The sequence below is a fragment of the Alistipes sp. An31A genome (assembly GCF_002159425.1).
Classification (GTDB): Bacteria; Bacteroidota; Bacteroidia; order Bacteroidales; family Rikenellaceae; genus Alistipes; species Alistipes excrementigallinarum.
This window is the reverse complement of sequence record NZ_NFIO01000004.1, coordinates 138860-155602: the sequence shown is the minus strand read 5'-3', so window position 1 is coordinate 155602 and position 16743 is coordinate 138860. Positions and strand designations below refer to the sequence as shown.

15 protein-coding genes are annotated in these 16743 nt (G+C 61.5%); 7 read left to right on the top strand and 8 right to left on the bottom strand.

Going from position 1 to position 16743, the window contains the following annotated elements; genetic code table 11:
• Positions 1–4 precede the first annotated feature (4 nt).
• The 5 genes from B5F90_RS05710 to B5F90_RS05690 are packed head-to-tail and all read left to right on the top strand — an operon-like array spanning position 5 to position 4317.
• On the top strand, positions 5–772 hold the full coding sequence (locus B5F90_RS05710) for a 3'-5' exonuclease (RefSeq protein ID WP_087361836.1): 768 nt from the start codon (positions 5–7) through the stop codon (positions 770–772).
• Between the two features lie 8 nt (positions 773–780).
• On the top strand, positions 781–2601 hold the full coding sequence (locus B5F90_RS05705) for a LysM peptidoglycan-binding domain-containing protein (RefSeq protein ID WP_087361879.1): 1821 nt from the start codon (positions 781–783) through the stop codon (positions 2599–2601).
• Between the two features lie 4 nt (positions 2602–2605).
• Complete coding sequence (locus B5F90_RS05700) at positions 2606–3259, top strand: redox-sensing transcriptional repressor Rex (RefSeq protein WP_087361835.1); 654 nt, start codon at positions 2606–2608, stop codon at positions 3257–3259.
• 8 nt (positions 3260–3267) lie between these two features.
• Positions 3268–3846, top strand: coding sequence for an FAD synthetase family protein (locus B5F90_RS05695; protein ID WP_087361834.1), 579 nt, complete (start codon positions 3268–3270; stop codon positions 3844–3846).
• A 57-nt stretch (positions 3847–3903) separates the two neighbouring features.
• On the top strand, positions 3904–4317 hold the full coding sequence (locus tag B5F90_RS05690) for a thioesterase family protein (protein ID WP_087361833.1): 414 nt from the start codon (positions 3904–3906) through the stop codon (positions 4315–4317).
• An 89-nt stretch (positions 4318–4406) separates the two neighbouring features.
• Here the strand turns inward: B5F90_RS05690 and htpG are convergent, their stop codons facing one another.
• Positions 4407–6467, bottom strand: a complete 2061-nt coding sequence (htpG, locus tag B5F90_RS05685) for a molecular chaperone HtpG (RefSeq protein WP_087361832.1) — start codon at positions 6465–6467, stop codon at positions 4407–4409.
• A 171-nt stretch (positions 6468–6638) separates the two neighbouring features.
• Between htpG and B5F90_RS05680 the strand changes: the two genes are divergently transcribed.
• Positions 6639–7166: a nitroreductase family protein gene (locus B5F90_RS05680; protein WP_087361831.1), complete on the top strand. Its 528-nt coding sequence runs from the start codon at positions 6639–6641 to the stop codon at positions 7164–7166.
• Between the two features lie 97 nt (positions 7167–7263).
• On the opposite strand, the gene B5F90_RS05675 is transcribed toward B5F90_RS05680, so the two are convergent.
• The 4 genes from B5F90_RS05675 to dnaE form a co-directional block, all read right to left on the bottom strand.
• Positions 7264–8238, bottom strand: a complete 975-nt coding sequence (locus B5F90_RS05675; RefSeq protein WP_087361878.1) for a DMT family transporter — start codon at positions 8236–8238, stop codon at positions 7264–7266.
• Positions 8239–8443: 205 nt separating this feature from the next.
• Positions 8444–9445: an aldose 1-epimerase gene (locus B5F90_RS05670; RefSeq protein ID WP_087361830.1), complete on the bottom strand. Its 1002-nt coding sequence runs from the start codon at positions 9443–9445 to the stop codon at positions 8444–8446.
• A gap of 3 nt (positions 9446–9448) precedes the next feature.
• Positions 9449–9763: a thioredoxin gene (gene trxA / locus B5F90_RS05665; protein WP_087361829.1), complete on the bottom strand. Its 315-nt coding sequence runs from the start codon at positions 9761–9763 to the stop codon at positions 9449–9451.
• Between the two features lie 31 nt (positions 9764–9794).
• The gene (gene dnaE, locus B5F90_RS05660) at positions 9795–13616 is read right to left on the bottom strand and encodes a DNA polymerase III subunit alpha (protein ID WP_087361828.1); all 3822 of its coding nucleotides are present in this window, start codon (positions 13614–13616) and stop codon (positions 9795–9797) included.
• A gap of 131 nt (positions 13617–13747) precedes the next feature.
• Here dnaE and B5F90_RS05655 point away from each other — a divergent pair, with 131 nt between their 5' ends.
• The gene (locus tag B5F90_RS05655) at positions 13748–13957 is read left to right on the top strand and encodes a DUF2007 domain-containing protein (protein WP_087361827.1); all 210 of its coding nucleotides are present in this window, start codon (positions 13748–13750) and stop codon (positions 13955–13957) included.
• Positions 13958–14155: 198 nt separating this feature from the next.
• Here B5F90_RS05655 and B5F90_RS05650 read toward each other — a convergent pair whose 3' ends face one another.
• From B5F90_RS05650 to B5F90_RS05640, 3 genes are all read right to left on the bottom strand, one after another.
• Positions 14156–14917: an energy transducer TonB gene (locus B5F90_RS05650; RefSeq protein ID WP_087361826.1), complete on the bottom strand. Its 762-nt coding sequence runs from the start codon at positions 14915–14917 to the stop codon at positions 14156–14158.
• Between the two features lie 124 nt (positions 14918–15041).
• Positions 15042–15779, bottom strand: a complete 738-nt coding sequence (locus B5F90_RS05645) for a shikimate dehydrogenase (protein ID WP_087361825.1) — start codon at positions 15777–15779, stop codon at positions 15042–15044.
• Positions 15780–15783: 4 nt separating this feature from the next.
• On the bottom strand, positions 15784–16731 hold the full coding sequence (locus B5F90_RS05640) for a DUF368 domain-containing protein (RefSeq protein ID WP_087361877.1): 948 nt from the start codon (positions 16729–16731) through the stop codon (positions 15784–15786).
• Positions 16732–16743: the final 12 nt, after the last annotated feature.

Here is a 16743-nt window from a genome sequence, read left to right as displayed (position 1 = left end):
GCCGATGAAACTCAAGCTCAAACGGCCCATCGTCTTCTTCGACCTCGAAACCACGGGGGTCGACGCCTCGAAGGACCGCATCGTCGAGGTGTCGATGATTAAGATTATGCCCGACGGCGAGGAAATCTGCAAGACGCGCAAGCTCAACCCGGGGATGCACATCCCCGAGGAGGCGACGGCCATCCACGGCATCACGGACGAGGATGTGAAGGATTGCCCGACCTTTGCCCAGGTGGCCAAGTCGCTCGCGCAGTTCCTACAGGGGTGCGACTTCGGCGGCTTCAACTCCAACCGCTTCGACCTGCCGCTGCTCGTCGAGGAGTTCATGCGTGCGGGCGTCGAGGTGGACTTCAAGCGCCGCCGCTTCATCGACGTGCAGAACATCTTCCACAAGAAGGAGCAGCGCACGCTGGTGGCCGCCTACAAGTTCTACTGCGACAAGGACCTTACAGACGCCCACTCGGCCGAAGCCGACACGCGGGCGACCTACGAGGTGCTGCAGGCGCAGCTGGACCGCTATCCCGACCTGGAGAACGACGTCGATGCTCTGGCCGAATACTCCTCGCGGGGTGAATCGGCCGACTATGCGGGCCGCATTCTCTACAACGAGAAGGGCGAGGAGGTCTTCGGGTTCGGCAAGTACAAGGGGCGTTCGGTGGCGGAGGTCTTCGCCCACGAACCGAGCTACTACGCCTGGATGATGAACGGCGACTTTCCGCTCTATACCAAGCGGGTCATCACCGAAATCCGCTGCCGCGAAAAAACGAAATGAACAGGAAGATGAAGCGACTTTGTGCGACCCTGCTGCTGTTAGGCACCCTCTGCTGCGCCCACGCGGCCGAGAAATCGCCGACAATCGTCTATATCAACGGCTCGAAGTACTACATCCACACCGTGCAGGCGGGCGAGACGCTCTACTCGCTCGCCCGTGAATACGGAGTGGGGGAGCAGGTGATTGTCGAGAACAACCCCTCGGTTGCCCAGGGGCTGAAGGCCGACGCGCGGCTCAAGATACCGTTCATGGCCGAGGCCCCGGAGGCCAAACCCTCGGAGCGCAAGCTGAAGAAGACCTTCGACATGCACTACGTCCGCAAGGGCGAGACGCTCTACGCCATCTCGCGCCGCTACGCCATCTCCATCCAGACCATCCTCGAGGACAACCCCAACCTCGACCCCACCCATCTGCGCCCCGACGAGCGGATTCTGATTCGCCGCAAGGAGAGCGGCAAGGGGAGTGAAGCACAACGGCAGGCCGAGTGGGAAGCCTACCGCACGGCGCTGAACAGCGTCGCCGAAAAGGGCTATGCCTACCACATCGTGCGCCCGGGCGAAACCTTCTACTCGCTCTCGCGCCGCTTCGGCACGACCGAAGAGGAGCTCTCGCGGCTCAACAACGGACTGCAGCCCGCCGACCTGAAGGCCGGAGCGATGCTCAAGATTCCGAGCGACGAGCCGGCAGCCCCGGCCCCGGCCGTCGATTCGCTGAGCGTTGCGCACCCCGACTCGGCCGCCGCACGGCAGCTTCCCGAGGTCACGTTCCGCGCCCTGCGCCGCTCCGAGCCGCTCGATGTCGCCCTGATGCTCCCCATCTCGGTCAAGGGTCGCGCCAACAGCAACTACCTCGAATTCTACCAGGGCTTCCTGCTGGGGCTCGAGCAGGTGAAGCAGCGTTACGGATACTCGGTCGAGCTCACCTTCTATAATACGGGCCGCGACTCGGCCGCCATCGACCGCATCGTCTCCTCGCCCGACTTCGCCCGCAACCGGCTCATCGTGGGCCCGGTCTACGAGGATGAGCTCTATCCCGTGGTCCGCTACGCCGAGGAGCACGACGTCCCGGTGGTCACGCCGCTGGCCAACATCGAGGCGCTCCACAGCGACGCCCTCTTCCAGATGGCGGCCGACCCGGCGCTCAAGTACGACAAGGTGGCCGAACTGCTCAACGGCAACCGCCGCGTGACGCTCATTTACGCGGGCAGCACCGACAAGGAGTTCGAGCAGGAGGTGCTCGCGCTGCTGGGCGACCGACCCTTCACGCGCTACAACTACCGCTACGAACACCCCTCCGTCCGCCGGGCCAACAGTCCGAGCGACCTCACGCCGCTGCTGCAGAACAAGGAGAAGAACGTCTTCGTCATCATGGCCGAGAACGAGGTCGACGTCGACCGCATCCTGGCGGCTATCGCCTCGGCCGATACGAGCATCACAAGCCGCGGCCTGACGGCGCCATCGTTCGTCGTGCTGGGCAACGCCCGCTGGCACCGCTTCGGCAACATCGACCGCACGATGTTCTTCAAGGACCGCCTGGTCTTCGTCTCGACCTACCACGCCAAGCGCGACGCCGAGGTCATCGCCTCGTTCGACAGCGACTACATCCGTGCCTTCGGGGCGCTGCCGACGCTCTACTCCTATCGTGGATACGACGCGGCGATGATTTTCTGCCCCGCCATGTACGGCGACATCGAAAACGACCTGGAGAATACCACCTACACGCCGCTGCAGACGACCTACCGCTTCCAGCGCGAGGAGGGGGGCAGCCACGTGAACCGCAACTGGACCCGGGTCAACTACAACAGCGACTATACCATCACCATCGAATAACGCCATGGCCTCACTGACGAACGGCATTCCCGAAAAGACCATCGAGCGGTTGAGCGAATACCGCCGCACGCTGCTCTCGTGCCACAAGCAGGGCATCACGCACATCTTCTCCCACGTGCTTGCGGGCATCCACGGCATCACGGCCGTGCAGGTGCGCCGCGACCTGATGCTCATCGGCTTCTCGAGCGACACGAAGAAGGGCTACGACGTGCAGGTGCTCATCGAATACATCGGCAAGATTCTCGACAGCCCGTCGCCGATGAACATCGCCGTGCTGGGTATGGGCCATCTGGGCCAGGCCATCACCAAATACTTCAACGGCAAGGGGCTCAATCTGAAAATCACGGCCGCCTTCGACGTCGACCCCGAGAAGGTGGGCAAAACCATCGACGGCATTCCCTGCTACCACATGGATTCGTTCGAGGAGATTGCCGAGGAGCGCGACATCAGCATCGTGATTGTCTCCTCGCCGACGAAGGTGGCCCCGCAGCTCGTCCTGCCCATCATCAATGCGGGCATCCGCGGCGTGCTGAACTTCACCTCCACGCCGCTCAACTTTCCACAGGGCATCATCGTCGAGAACTACGACATCACCACACTGCTCGAAAAGGTCGCCTACTTCGTCAAGGAGTCCGAGGAGAACAGCAACAACAGCTGAACGGCACGATGAGGGTATTCTACGGTTTCGATGCACTGCCGCGGTTCAGCGAGCCGGCCGTGACGGTGGGTTCGTTCGACGGTGTTCATCTGGGTCATCAGGCGCTGCTTGCACGGCTGTGCGAGGAGGCCCGCGCCACGGGCGGCGAGAGCATCGTGCTGACGTTCGACCCCCATCCGCGCATCACGCTGGGGCGCACCAACGGGTTCCGCCAGCTGACGACGCTCGACGAAAAGCTCGCGCTGCTCGAGAGTCTGGGCATTGACGACGTGATTGTCATTCCCTTCGACCGCGCCTTCAGCGCCCTCTCGGGCCGGGAGTTCATCGAGCGCTACCTCAAGGGGCGCATCGGCACGCGGACGCTCGTCGTCGGCTACAACCACCGCTTCGGCCACGACCGCTACGACTGCCGTACGGCAGCGGACTGCGGACTGAGGATTGTCCAGGTGGACGAGCGCGAAGTGGAGGGACACCACGTCAGCTCGACGGTCATCCGGCGGCTGCTCGACGCGGGCGATACGGCCGAGGCGGAGCGGCTGCTCGGACATCCGGTACAGGTTACGCCGCGCCCCGCACAAAAGCCGTAGGCACAGAGCCGGCGGGCGATACATTCCTACGCAAGACGAACAACACACGATAAATCAATGCTTTCACACGATTGTCAAATCCGGGTCTGGTACAAGCATACCGACCAGATGGCCATCTGCCACCATTCGAACTACATCTGCTACTACGAGGCGGCACGCAGCGAACTGATGCGGGCGCTGGGCATGTCCTTTGCCGAGGTGGAGCGGCGCGGCATCATGATGCCGATTCTCGAGGTGCAGTCGAAGTACCGCAAGCCGGCCTACTACGACGAGCTGCTCACCGTGCGGATTATCCTCCGCGAGCTCCCCTCGACGCGCGTCAACTTCTTCTACGAAATCTACAACGAGCGGGGCGAACTCATCAACACGGGCATGACGCAGCTGGGCTTCATCCACAGCGACACGCGCCGTCCGTGCCGCTGTCCGGAGTGGTACCTCGACCTGCTGCGCAGCCGCTGGGTCGAAGAGTAACCCGGGAGGGCAGCCGGCCGTAACCGCACAAAAAAAGGAGACGTTCACCCGCAGGTGAACGTCTCCTTTACATATGTCCCGACCGGGAACTACTTCTCAATGAGCGAAATCGAACGCTGGATGAAGTCCGTCAGGTTCTTGCCCTTCAGCATGCCGTTGGTCAGCAGCGCCAGGTCGATAATCTGCTTTACGAGCTTGTTGCCAGCACCGATTTCGCGCAGCCGCTCGTCGCGCTCGTCACGCAGCGTGACGACCTTCTTCGAGAGCTCCTCGCGCATCGACTTCTCCTCGGCCGTGAGGTCGGCCTCCTTCTTCTCCTTGATGACCTCCTCGAAGCGCTTCTCCTCGGCAACGGCGGCGTCGATTTTCTTGGTCGTCGTCTTGAGCTTGTCGCCGTAGGCCTTCTCGACATCGGCCAGGATGTCGATGACAATCGGGTGGTTGGCATTCACGGCAATGGTGAACGAGTCGGGCATCTGGCCGTAGAACTGGCTCATGCCACCGCCGCTCACGCGGGCCATCTCCTTCATACGACGCATGAACTCGTTCTGGGTGATGACCACAGGCGCCTCGTCGGGCGACATCGCCTCGAAGGAGATGTTGTAGTGAATTTTCTCGTCCTTGGGCATCTGGCTCTCGAAGACGGGACGCATCAGCTCCTGCTGCGCCTCGGTGAGCGACATCTTGAGGGCATCCTCCTTCTGAATCAGCTTCTCCACAACGTCGCTGTCCACACGCTCGAAGCGGCAGTCGGTGTGCTTCGACTCGTACCAGTTGATGTAGTGGCTGTCGAGCTGTCCGTCGAGCACCAGCACGTCGTAGCCCTTGCTCTTGGCCGACTCGAGGAAGGCGTGCTTCTCCTCGGGGTCATCCACATAGAGGAAGATGAGCGTCTTGTTCTTGTCGGTCTGGTTCTCCTTGACCAGGTCGGTATACTCCGTTGCGGTGAAGTACTTGCCGTCGACATTCTTCCAGAGCATGAACTCCTGCGCCTTCTCGGCGAACTTCTCGTCCGTGAGGATTCCATACTCGATGAAAATCTTCAGGTCGTCCCACTTCGACTCGTAGTCGGCACGCATCGTGGTGAAGAGCTCCTTCAGACGGTCGGCCACCTTGCGGGTGATGTAGCTCGAAATCTTTTTCACGTTGGCATCGCTCTGCAGGTAGCTGCGCGATACGTTCAGCGGGATGTCGGGCGAGTCGATGACACCGTGCAGCAGCGTCAGGTACTCGGGAACGATACCCTCGACCTGGTCCGTCACGTAGACCTGATTCGAGTAGAGCTGAATCTTGTTCTTCTGAATCTCGAAGTTGTTGCGAATCTTCGGGAAGTAGAGGATACCGGTCAGGTGGAACGGGTAGTCGATGTTCAGATGGATGTAGAAGAGCGGGTCTTCGCCCGTGGGGTAGAGCTCGTGGTAGAACTCCTTGTACTGCTCGGGCGTGATGTCCGAAGGCTTGCGCGTCCACAGCGGGTCGGTATCGTTGATGATGTTGTCCTTCTCCGTGTCGACGTACTTGCCGTCCTTCCACTCCTTGACCTTGCCGAAGGCGATGGGCACGGGCAGGAAGCGGCAATACTTGCGCAGCAGCTCCTCGACCTTCGAATCCTCGGCATACTCGAGCGTATCGTCGGCCAGATGGAGCACGATGGTCGTACCGCGGTCACGCTGCTCGTCGGTCTCTTCCATCTCGAACTCGGGCGAGCCCTCGCAGCTCCAGTGCACGGTCTTGGCACCCTCGCGGTAGGAGCGGGTGAAGATTTCGACCTTGTCGGCCACCATGAACGACGAGTAGAAGCCCAGTCCGAAGTGACCGATAATCGCCTGATTCTTGTACTTCTCCATGAACTCCTCGGCACCCGAGAAGGCAATCTGGTTGATGTAGCGCTCGACCTCGTCGGCCGTCATGCCCACGCCGCGGTCGGTCACCGTGAGGGTCTTGGCCGCCTTGTCGGCCGCCACACGAATCGTCAAATCGCCTAGTTCACCCTTCACCTCGCCAATCGACGAGAGGGTCTTGAGCTTCTGCGTGGCATCCACCGCATTGGAAATCAGCTCGCGCAGGAAGATTTCATGGTCCGAATAGAGGAACTTCTTGATTACGGGGAATATGTTTTCCGTCGTAACTCCGATTTTTCCGTTTTTCATAGCTTTATCGTTGAATTATATTTTTTTCGTCGACCCGACATGCTTCAAACTGTATGCCAGCAGCCTTTCCATGACAGAATGTCAGCCGCGACTGCCAAAAGCGCACCGCATATTGACCGGATGCGAACAAACGAGTATCTTTGCATGACAACCCAATCAAACGATACGACCATGGATTTTCTGCAAATTGCCAAACGGCGGTACGCATGCCGCCAATATCAGGACCGGAAGGTCGAACCCGAGAAGCTCGAGGCGATTCTCGAGGCGGGCCGCGTCGCCCCCACGGGGGCCAACCGGCAGCCGCAGCGGCTCATCGTCGTCGAATCGGCCGAGGGCATGGAGCGCCTGGCGCGCTGCACGCGCGATTTCAAGGCCCCCTGCGCCATCATCGTCTGCGCCGACACCGACGAGGTGTGGTGCCGCAAATACGACGGCAAGAAAATCGGCGACATCGACGCCTCCATCGTCACCGACCACATGATGCTCATGGCGGCGAGCCTCGGCCTCGACACGCTCTGGGTCTGCATGTTCAAGCCCGACGCCGTGCGCGAGGAGTTTGCGCTGCCGCCCCACGTCGAGCCGGTCAACATCCTCTTCATCGGCTACGGAGCCGGCGAGCCGGCCTCTTCTGAACGGCACGACCAGACGCGCAAGCCGCTCTGCGAAACGGTCTTCCACGAGACCTACGGCGCGAAATAAGCCGCACGCCGCAGCATCAGAACGCAACAAACCCCGCCTTCTTTCCAGAAAGGCGGGGTTTGCGTTTGATTGCCGGGGTCCGACCCGATGCAGGCCGTTACTCCTGCCGGGCAGCCGGAGTCTCCGCCTGCGCCCCGGCCGCGGCGGCTGCGGCGGCCTCGACGTCGGCACGGCTGCGGCTGCTCGTCACGAGATAGACGCCGCCGAAAATCAGCACGACCGAGAGGATTTTCGTCAGGTTGAAGGTATCCATGCCCCAGCATACGGCCACGATGCTGGCCACGAGCGGCTGCACGTAGTTGTACATGCCGGCGACGGTCGGCCGCAACAGGCGCTGTCCGACGATGACCAGAATATAGCTGAGGAAGGTGCTGCCCACGACGATGAAGAAGAGGGCGCCGATGTCACGCAGCGGCAGGGCCGACCACTCGGTCTCTACCACGTTGTGCAGCGAGAAGGGGAGCACGCAGATGAACGAATAGGTGAACATCCACTTCATGATGGTGACGGGTGAGTAGCGGTTGACGAAGTTCTTGAAGAGGACGATGTAGAGCGCGTAGCAGAGCTGGGCGAAGAGCACCAGCAGGTCGCCCAGAATGAAGTTGCTGCCGCGGGGCGCCGCCTCGACGGGATGGCTGCCGCCGAAAATCAGCAGCAGGGCGCCCGCAGCACCGGCAATGATGCCCAGCACCTTCCGGCTGGTGATGGGCTCGCCCAGGAAGATGGCGGCCAGAATCATGGCCAGCAGCGGCATGCTGGTGGTGATAATCGAGGCATCGACCGGCGAGGTCAACCCCACGCCGAAGATGAAGCTGCCCTGATTGAAGACAATGGCCAGCAGCGAGGCGGCGAAGAGCTTCGCATGGTCGCGCAGCGGCACACGCTCGCGACGCTGGAAGAACGAAAAGAGCCAAAACAGCACCATCGCTCCGCAGATGCGCAAATCGGTGACCAGCAGCGGCACCATGATGCCTCCGGCCATGACCAGCTTGGCAAGCGGCGACATGAGGCCCCACATGACATTGGCGCCCAGCATGGCGCCGTGACCTTTCCAACTTTTCTCGGTATTCATACCCTCCATTTTCAAAAAGACCCATAAAATTATGCATTTTGGAAACCGGGTGTTCTCCCGAAGCCGAAATAAATTATTCAAAAAGGCCTCGCCGGCCTCCATTCCGACCACGAAGAAACCCTCTCCGATGTGCGGAGAGGGCTTCTTCGTTCAACCGGCCACATTATAATAATAAAACGTGCGGTTGGTCAATTACCATACGGGCTCACACCGACTTCCGGGCCCACAGACGGAAGCGCATCCGCCACTTGCCGCCGGGTTCGATGGCCCGGAAGCCATGTTCGGCCGGATTGGCGGCGTTGGGGGCATCGGTCCACCACGACTGCGGCTCGGGGCAGCAGTAGGGTACATGCCCGCCGTTGTTCCAGAGCGTCCAGTAGATGGTCTGTTCGTCGGCTTCGTAGAAGGTCCGTACCCCCGTCCGGAGGTTCTCGACCAGCGCTCCGCGGAAGGGGCGCCCGTCGACGTCGATTTCACGCACGGTGAATGCAGCCTCGATGGGGTCGCACTCCGTCACGCGCAGCCCTTCGCTGCGCAGCCGGGCAAAGTTCTCGGGAAGGGCAAAGGTGCGCCCCGTCGGGATGTTGCGCCCGTTGAGCTCGACCTGCTCGCCGACGGCCATGCGGAGTACGTAATCCTCGGCTCCGCCGTCGGCGAAGGGAATCCGCATCGGCGTATGGAACCCCACACCTATGGGCATCGCCTCCCGGCTCCGGTTGGCGAAGAAGACCTCCTGCTCGAGGCCATCGGCCGTCAGGCGGAAGGATATCTTGCACTTGAACTCGTGCGGGAAGTCGCGGAAAATCGCGTCGTTGCCCGCATTGGAGTAGTAGCGGCACTCGAGGAATACCTCCTCGTCCGTCTCCCACGCCTTCGAGACGGCGAAGGGCTGACTCTTGAGGATTCCGTGGTGGTAATGGTGCTCCTTGACCTGCGTGATGGGCAGGTGGTAGGTGCGTCCGCCGAAGGTGAAGGTGCCGTCCGCAATGCGGTTGGGCGGAAAGAGCACCGGCAGGCCGAAGACGTGGGGACGCCCCTTGAAGGTCTCGATTTCATCGGCCGCAGGGGTACGCAGAATCTCCACGCCGAGCCGCACGTTGGCCAGCCGCACAAGGTTGGCCCCGAAGCCCGGAATGAGCAGCGCCTCGTAGTCGCCCTTGCCGAACTCCACGGCCTGCAGCCCGTGCCAGTCGATACAGCGCAGCATCGCCTAGAGCAGCTTTTCGATTTTGGCGGCCAGCGCCTCCTTCGAGCAGGCGCCCACCTGCTTGTCGACCAGTTCGCCCTTCTTGAGGAAGATGATGGTCGGGATGTTGCGCACGCCGTACTTCATCGTCAGCTCGTCGTTCTCCTCGACGTCGCACTTGCCGACGAGCACGCGGCCCTCGTATGCGGCGGCCAGTTCGTCGACGATGGGCGACATCATGCGGCAGGGACCGCACCACTCGGCCCAGAAATCGATTACTACCGGAAGTTCCGAAGAGAGAACTTCCTGAACATTCTCCTTGTTGATTGCTAATGCCATAACTGTATGAATTTTAGTTTTATCGGTTTGTTTACATAATGGAATACCTGATGCTGTGGTCATCCAGATAGGAGACCAGTTCGCGGGTGATGCCCACCTTGTAGCTCTTCGAGAAGAGGTTGAGCGACACCTGCGATTCGCGGTCGTAGAGGTTCAGCCGCAGGACGGTCTGCCCCTTCGACTCCCGCACACGCGCCGCCAGCTCGTCGATGAGCGTGCGCGTCACCTCCTCGACGGGCAGCTGGACGTGCATCTCCTTGATGGACTCGCTCAGTTCCGAGAGCTGCATCATCGAGACAATCTTGAACTCCAGCTCCTTGTCGTTGTAGGGGCGCGGCTGCACCTTGCCTCGTATGAAGAGGAAGTAATCCGTATAGAGGTACTTGCGGAAATTCTCGTAATCCTTGCCGAAGAGGGCGAACTCGTGCGTTCCGTTGTAGTCCTCGAGCGTGAACTTGCCCCACGGCTTGCCGTTCTTCGTCAGCAGGTTCTGCACGCTGATGACCATGCCAGCCACCGCAATCTCCTGCCCCTTGAGCGCCTCGAGGTTCTGCAGTTCCGAGAGCTGCGTCTTGCACATGTTGCGCATGATGATGGCGTAGTCGTCGAGCGGATGGGCCGAGAGGTAGAGGCCGATGACCTCGCGCTCCTTGTTGAGCGTCTCGAGCTGGCTCCAATCGGCGCAGGCCGGCACGAGCGGATGCTGTATGTCGACATGGTCGTCCCCGCCGAAGAGACTCTGCTGGGCGTTGTTCTTCTCGACCTGGAAGCGCTGTCCGTAGCGCATCAGCTGCTCGAGGAAGGTCATGCCGCTGCTCTCGCGGGCATCCGCACCGAAGAACTTGCAGCGCGGGAAGCCCGAAATCGAGTCGAAGGCTCCGGCATAGGCCAGATTCTCGAGGCATTTTCGGTTGACCAGGCTGAAGTTGACCCGCTCGACAAAGTCGTAGATATCCTTGAAGCGGCCGTTCGCCTCGCGCTCGGCGATGATGCTGTCGACGGCCGCCTCGCCGACACCCTTCACGGCCGCCATGCCGAAGCGCACGTCGCCCGCCGCATTGGCCGAGAAGGTACGCATCGACTCGTTGATGTCGGGCCCGAGCACGGGGATGTCCATCCGCTTGCACTCGTTCATGTAGATGGTCAGCTGGTCGACGTTCGCCAGGTTTCGGCTCAGCACCGCCGCCATGTACTCCGACGGGTAGTTGGCCTTGAGGTAGGCCGTCTGGAAGGCGACCCACGAGTAGCACGTCGCGTGCGACTTGTTGAAGGCGTAGGAGGCGAACTTCTCCCAGTCGGCCCAGATTTTCTCGAGCACCTTGGGGTCGTGGCCGTTCTTCGTACCGCCGGCAATGAACTTGGGCTTCAGCGCGTCGAGCTTGTCCTTGAGCTTCTTACCCATCGCCTTGCGCAGCGTGTCCGACTCGCCGCGGGTGAAGTTGGCCAGAAGACGCGACAGCAGCATGACCTGCTCCTGGTAGACCGTCACGCCGTACGTATCCTTTAGATACTTCTCCATGACGGGGATGTCGTAGACAATCGGGCTGCGTCCGTGCTTGCGGGCGATGAAGTCGGGAATGTAGTCCATCGGGCCCGGACGGTAGAGGGCATTCATGGCGATGAGGTCCTCGAAGGTCGAGGGCTGCAACTCGCGCAGGTATTTCTGCATGCCGGCCGACTCGAACTGGAACGTGCCGACGGTGCGGCCCTCGCTGTAGAGCTTGTAGGTGGCCGGGTCGGTGATAATCGAGAAGTCGTCGATGTCGACCTTGATGCCCTTCGTCTGGCGGATGTTCTCCAGCGCATCCTTGATGATGGAGAGGGTCTTCAGACCGAGGAAGTCCATCTTGATAAGGCCCGTATCCTCGATGACCGAACCCTCGTACTGCGTGACGAGCATCTTCTCGCCCGTCACCTTGTCGTCGGCCGTCGAGACGGGAACCCAGTCGGTGATGTCGTCACGGCAGATGATGGTGCCGCAGGCATGCACGCCCGTATTGCGGACGTTGCCCTCGAGCATCTTGGCATAGCGAATCGTATCGCGCAGCACGGGGTTGTCCGACTGCTCGGCCGCCTTCAGCTCGGGCACCAGCTCGATGGCCTGCGAGAGGTTCTTGACCGCCTTGCCGTCGGGCGTCTTGTCGGGCACCAGCTTGCACAGACGGTCCGATTCGGCGAGCATGAGCTTCTCGACGCGCGCCACATCCTTGATGGCCAGCTTGGTGGCCATCGTACCGTAGGTGATGATGTGTGCCACCTTCTCCTTGCCGTACTTCTGGGTCACCCAGTTGAGCACGCGGCCGCGGCCGTCATCGTCGAAGTCGACGTCGATATCGGGCAGCGAGATACGGTCGGGATTGAGGAAACGCTCGAACAGCAGGTCGTAGGCAATCGGGTCAATCTGCGTGATGCCGAGGCAGTAGGCTACGGCCGAACCGGCCGCCGAACCACGGCCCGGACCCACCGATACGTCGAGCTCCTCGCGCGCCGCGCGGATGAAGTCCTGCACGATGAGGAAGTAGCCCGGGAAACCCATCGTCTTCATGATGTGCAGCTCGAACTTCAGCCGCTCGGACTGTTCGTCGGTCAGCTGCTCGCCGTAGCGCTTGTGGGCGCCAATCATCGTCAGATGGCCCAGATAGTCGGCCTCGAGCTTGATGCGGTAGAGCTTGTCATAGCCGCCCAGCTTCTCGATTTTCTTGCGGCCCTCCTCCTCCGACATCACCACGTTGCCGTGCTCGTCGCGCGTGAACTCGTCGTAGAGGTCCTGCTCCGTATAGCGGGCGCGGTACTCCTCCTCGGTGCCGAATTCGGCCGGAATCTCGAAGGTCGGCATGATGGGGGCGTGGTCAATCGAGTAGCACTCCACCTGATTGCAGATATCGACCGTCGTGGCCATCGCCTCGGGGTCGCTCTCGCCGAAGATGGAGGCCATCTCGGCCGTCGTCTTCAGCCACTCCTGCTTCGAGTAGAGCATGCGCTTGGGGTCGTCGAGGTCCTTGCCCGTCGAGAGGCAGATGAGGCGATCGTGCGCCTCGGCATTGTCCTCGTCGACGAAGTGCACGTCGTTCGTGCAGACCATCCTCACGCCGTACTTGGCCGCCAGGCGGCGCAGATGCTCGTTCACCTTCAGCTGCATGGGATAGGCCTCGTGGTTGGCGCGCTCGACGGTGGCCTTGTGCAGCTGCAGCTCGAGGTAATAGTCCTCGCCGAAGACACCCTTGTGCCAGCGAATCGACTCCTCGGCCTTATCGAAATCGTCGGCCGTAATGGCGCGCGGCACCTCGCCCGCCAGACAGGCCGAGCAGCAGATAAGCCCCTCATGGTACTTCTCGATTTCGGCGCGGTCGGTACGCGGGCGCATGTAGAAACCCTCGGTCCACGCCTTCGAGACGATTTTTATCAGGTTGTGGTAGCCCTTCAGATTCTTGGCCAGCAGGATGAGGTGGTAGCCGCTCTGGTCGGGCTTGCCCTCCTTGTCGCTCAGCCGGCGGCGCGCGACGTAGACCTCGCAGCCGATGATGGGCTTGAAGGCCATCTTGCGGTGCAGCTCCTCGAGCTGCCGCTCGCACGCGGCGATTTCGGCCGAAGCGTCGCCGCCGGCCGCCTCCGCCGTCCCTTCGCGAAGCTCCGCCAGGTGTTTCTCGCACTCGGCAGCCTTGTCCTTGAGTTTGCCCTTGACCTTCTTGACGTAGTTGTAGAACTCCTTGATACCGAACATGTCGCCATGGTCCGTGATGGCGATTCCGGGCTGACCGTCGGCCATGGCCTTGTCAACGAGGCGCTGGATGCTCGCCTGACCGTCGAGAATCGAATATTGGGAGTGTACGTGCAGATGGACGAACTGGGGCATTTCACTTCAGATTTTTCGTGAACAAAGATAACTCATTTTCCCGACAAAATCGGGAGCCGCTGTTGCATTTTATCAACAAATTGCTTATCTTTAAGTAGCCGAAAAGGCAGCAAACCTAAAACCGAACAGCCATGAAAGAGGAATCGCAGATTGTATTGGCGGAGTACAACACGCTCATGGAGGCCGAAATAGCCAAGTCGATGCTCGACAGCGCCGGCATCGAGTCGACAATCCGCAACGAATACATGTCGACCATCTATCCCATCGGCACGATGCCCGCCCAGCTCGTCGTCCGCAAGGAGGATTTCGAGCGGGCGCAGGACCTGCTGCGCCACCGTTAGCCGCACAGACCAAGGGAGCCGTTCTGCAGTGAACGGCTCCCTTCACACTTCACGGCGCGACCGGCACTCTCCGACACGCCCCGTATTGCGCACGGCGGGGCGAAGGTTCGCTGTTTGCCCCCGTCCCGCCGTCGTTTCAGCCCGCCTCCGCCGGCGGGATATCGCGTCGAGGGCCCTCCGCCCTCGATGTTCGTTCCATCAGCTGCCCGTATAATAGACCCGATAGGAGTACTCGCTGGCCACCGGCTTGCCGTCGATGCGCCGCGGCGTCCATTTGCCCTCGCTCTTGCGGATGACGCGCACCACGTCGCGCACCAGCTTCTGGTCGGGGAAATCCGACGCCTCGAGGATGGTGATGCGGCCGTCGGACTCGACGCGGAAGCGAACCACGAGCTGCCCTTCGGCCTTGGACGAACCCGCATTGGCGAAGTAATGCATGTGCGTGCGCGCCCACTGATGGAAGCTCTTGTCGGGCGTCTCTCCCATGAAGAGCAGCGGGTCGCCATCCTGCTTGCGGGCAATCTTCTCGACGGGCAGGCGCAGCTGCAGCCCCAGCTCCGCCTCACACGGACGGCCGCCGCGCGTTGCGGGGGTCCAGGCCTCGAGGCTGTCGAGCGCCTGCTCCAGCACGCGGCGCGTAGTCTCCGTAGCCGGCTCCACGTCGCGGAAATCGCGCCCCTGACACGTCCGGTCCATGTAGCGCCACGCCGTCGGACGTCCCGTCGTATCGATGACCGTCCGCACGTAGACCACCGGCGAGAGGTCGGCCGCCTTGACCTCCTCGGCCAGCGCAATCTGCTCGGCCTCGCTCACCAGACGGACGATGAAGCGCTGGGGAGCCGTCCCCTGGAAGAGGGGAGGCGTCTGTTCGGGAGCAGACGCTTCAGTCTGCTGCGCCGTCGCGACACCGCCCGAAAGGAGCAGCGCCGCCAGAATCGAAATCCGAATTTTCAGGTTCATATACCTGTGATGGTTTGATTCGTTCTCCGCATTTGCCCGGTCTCGGGCCGCACCGGCGTCATCGTTTGCACCCGCTACATCATTATTATCGTTCACCCCGGCCGCGGGCCGGGCCCGACCACGTCTACTCGTTCCAGATGCGCCACGAGGCTTCGGCCTGCACGTGGAGCATCAGCTCGCCGTTGAGCGTCCGTGCCCCGCGCTGGCGGCCGTAATCGAGAAACTGCGTGAGCGGGGGATTGTAGACCAGGTCGAAGAGGCGGTGCGCCGGCGTTACATAGCCGTAGGGGATGCGCGGAGCCTCGTTGACGGCAGGGTAGGTGCCTACAGGCGTTGCATTGATTATCAAGTGCGAACGCTCGACCACCTCACACGGAAGATTATCATACGTATAATCACCCCGCGCCGCATCGCGCGACACCAGACGGTAGGGTATTCCCCACTGCGCAAGCGCATACTGTACGGCCTGCGACGCCCCGCCCGTACCCAGCACGAGCGCCTCGTCGGGCAGCTCGCCGTCAAGCAGCTGCGTCAGCGAGGCATATATCCCCTCCACGTCGGTGTTGTAGCCGCAGAGCCGACCCCCGGCCGTGCGCTTCACGCAGTTGACCGCTCCGATGCACTGCGCCTCGAAGCTGAGCTCGTCGAGCAGCGGGAGGATAGACCGTTTGTAGGGAATCGTCACGTTGAAGCCGCAAAGCTCCGGCTCGCGCTCCAGCAAATCGCGCACCCCGTCGACCGACGGAAGTTCGTAAAGCGCATAGGAGCAGTCGTCGAGCCCCTCGCGGCGGAACTTTTCCGCGAAATAGGCTGCCGAAAAGGAGTGGGCGAGGGTACGCCCGACCAGTCCGAAGCGTCGCATGGGGCTACTCCTCCTTTCCCTGCCGCTTCATGATGATGCGGCCCGCCAGTTCGATGGCATAGATAAGCAGAAATCCCACGATGCAGAGCACGACGGCCTCTGCCACCTGGGCATCGAGCTGCGTGAGCGCCTCGAAGCGGCCCGGCAGGACGTTGCGCTCGACGAGCGGCTGCAGCTCGCCGTGGCTGTCGACATACATCTCGGTCACCTCCTTCCAGGGCCACACCTTGTTGAGCGACCCGAGCATGAAGCCCATGAGCAGCGTCACCGTGATGTCGTGCCAGTGCTTGAGCAGCCACGAGAGCAGGTGCGAGAAGCTGATGATGCCCGCAACGGCGCCGACGGCGAAGGTCAGCAGCACGGGGATGTTCAGGTCGCCGACCGCCTGCATGATGAACTGGTACTTGCCGAGCAGCAGCAGGATGAAGGCGCCCGAGATGCCGGGCAGAATCATCGCGCAGATGGCAATCGCACCCGAGAGGAGGATGAACCACCACGTATCGGGCGTCTCCGTGGGCGAAGCAATCGTAATCCACCACGCCACGACGACGCCGACGAGCATCGACAGCACGTTCTGCACGTTCCACTTGCCCACCTGCTGGGCGACCAGCAGCGCCGAGGCGACAATCAGTCCGAAGAAGAAGGACCAGATGGCGATGGTGTGGTGCGTGAGCAGATAGGTCATCAGCCGCGCGAGCGAGAAGATGGAGATGGCGATGCCCAGCAGCACGGCGCAGAGGAAGCGGCCGTTGATGTGGCGCCAGAATTCGGCCAGGCGGAAGGTGAAGAGCAGCTTGAGCGCCTGCATGTTGATGCTCTTGATGGAGTCGATGAGCTCCTCGTAGATGCCCGAGATGAAGGCGATGGTTCCGCCCGAGACACCGGGAACGACATCGGCCATTCCCATGGCACACCCCTTGAGGGTCAGAATAAGGTATTGATGAAATTTCATCGTCAGCAGAAT

Coding starts and splice junctions, on each gene's coding strand:
- B5F90_RS05710 (WP_087361836.1), top strand. CDS start 5: ATGAAACTCAAGCTCAAACGGCCCATCGTCTTCTTCGACCTCGAAACC.
- B5F90_RS05705 (WP_087361879.1), top strand. CDS start 781: ATGAAGCGACTTTGTGCGACCCTGCTGCTGTTAGGCACCCTCTGCTGC.
- B5F90_RS05700 (WP_087361835.1), top strand. CDS start 2,606: ATGGCCTCACTGACGAACGGCATTCCCGAAAAGACCATCGAGCGGTTG.
- B5F90_RS05695 (WP_087361834.1), top strand. CDS start 3,268: ATGAGGGTATTCTACGGTTTCGATGCACTGCCGCGGTTCAGCGAGCCG.
- B5F90_RS05690 (WP_087361833.1), top strand. CDS start 3,904: ATGCTTTCACACGATTGTCAAATCCGGGTCTGGTACAAGCATACCGAC.
- htpG (WP_087361832.1), bottom strand. CDS start 6,467: ATGAAAAACGGAAAAATCGGAGTTACGACGGAAAACATATTCCCCGTA.
- B5F90_RS05680 (WP_087361831.1), top strand. CDS start 6,639: ATGGATTTTCTGCAAATTGCCAAACGGCGGTACGCATGCCGCCAATAT.
- B5F90_RS05675 (WP_087361878.1), bottom strand. CDS start 8,238: ATGAATACCGAGAAAAGTTGGAAAGGTCACGGCGCCATGCTGGGCGCC.
- B5F90_RS05670 (WP_087361830.1), bottom strand. CDS start 9,445: ATGCTGCGCTGTATCGACTGGCACGGGCTGCAGGCCGTGGAGTTCGGC.
- trxA (WP_087361829.1), bottom strand. CDS start 9,763: ATGGCATTAGCAATCAACAAGGAGAATGTTCAGGAAGTTCTCTCTTCG.
- dnaE (WP_087361828.1), bottom strand. CDS start 13,616: ATGCCCCAGTTCGTCCATCTGCACGTACACTCCCAATATTCGATTCTC.
- B5F90_RS05655 (WP_087361827.1), top strand. CDS start 13,748: ATGAAAGAGGAATCGCAGATTGTATTGGCGGAGTACAACACGCTCATG.
- B5F90_RS05650 (WP_087361826.1), bottom strand. CDS start 14,917: ATGAACCTGAAAATTCGGATTTCGATTCTGGCGGCGCTGCTCCTTTCG.
- B5F90_RS05645 (WP_087361825.1), bottom strand. CDS start 15,779: ATGCGACGCTTCGGACTGGTCGGGCGTACCCTCGCCCACTCCTTTTCG.
- B5F90_RS05640 (WP_087361877.1), bottom strand. CDS start 16,731: ATGAAATTTCATCAATACCTTATTCTGACCCTCAAGGGGTGTGCCATG.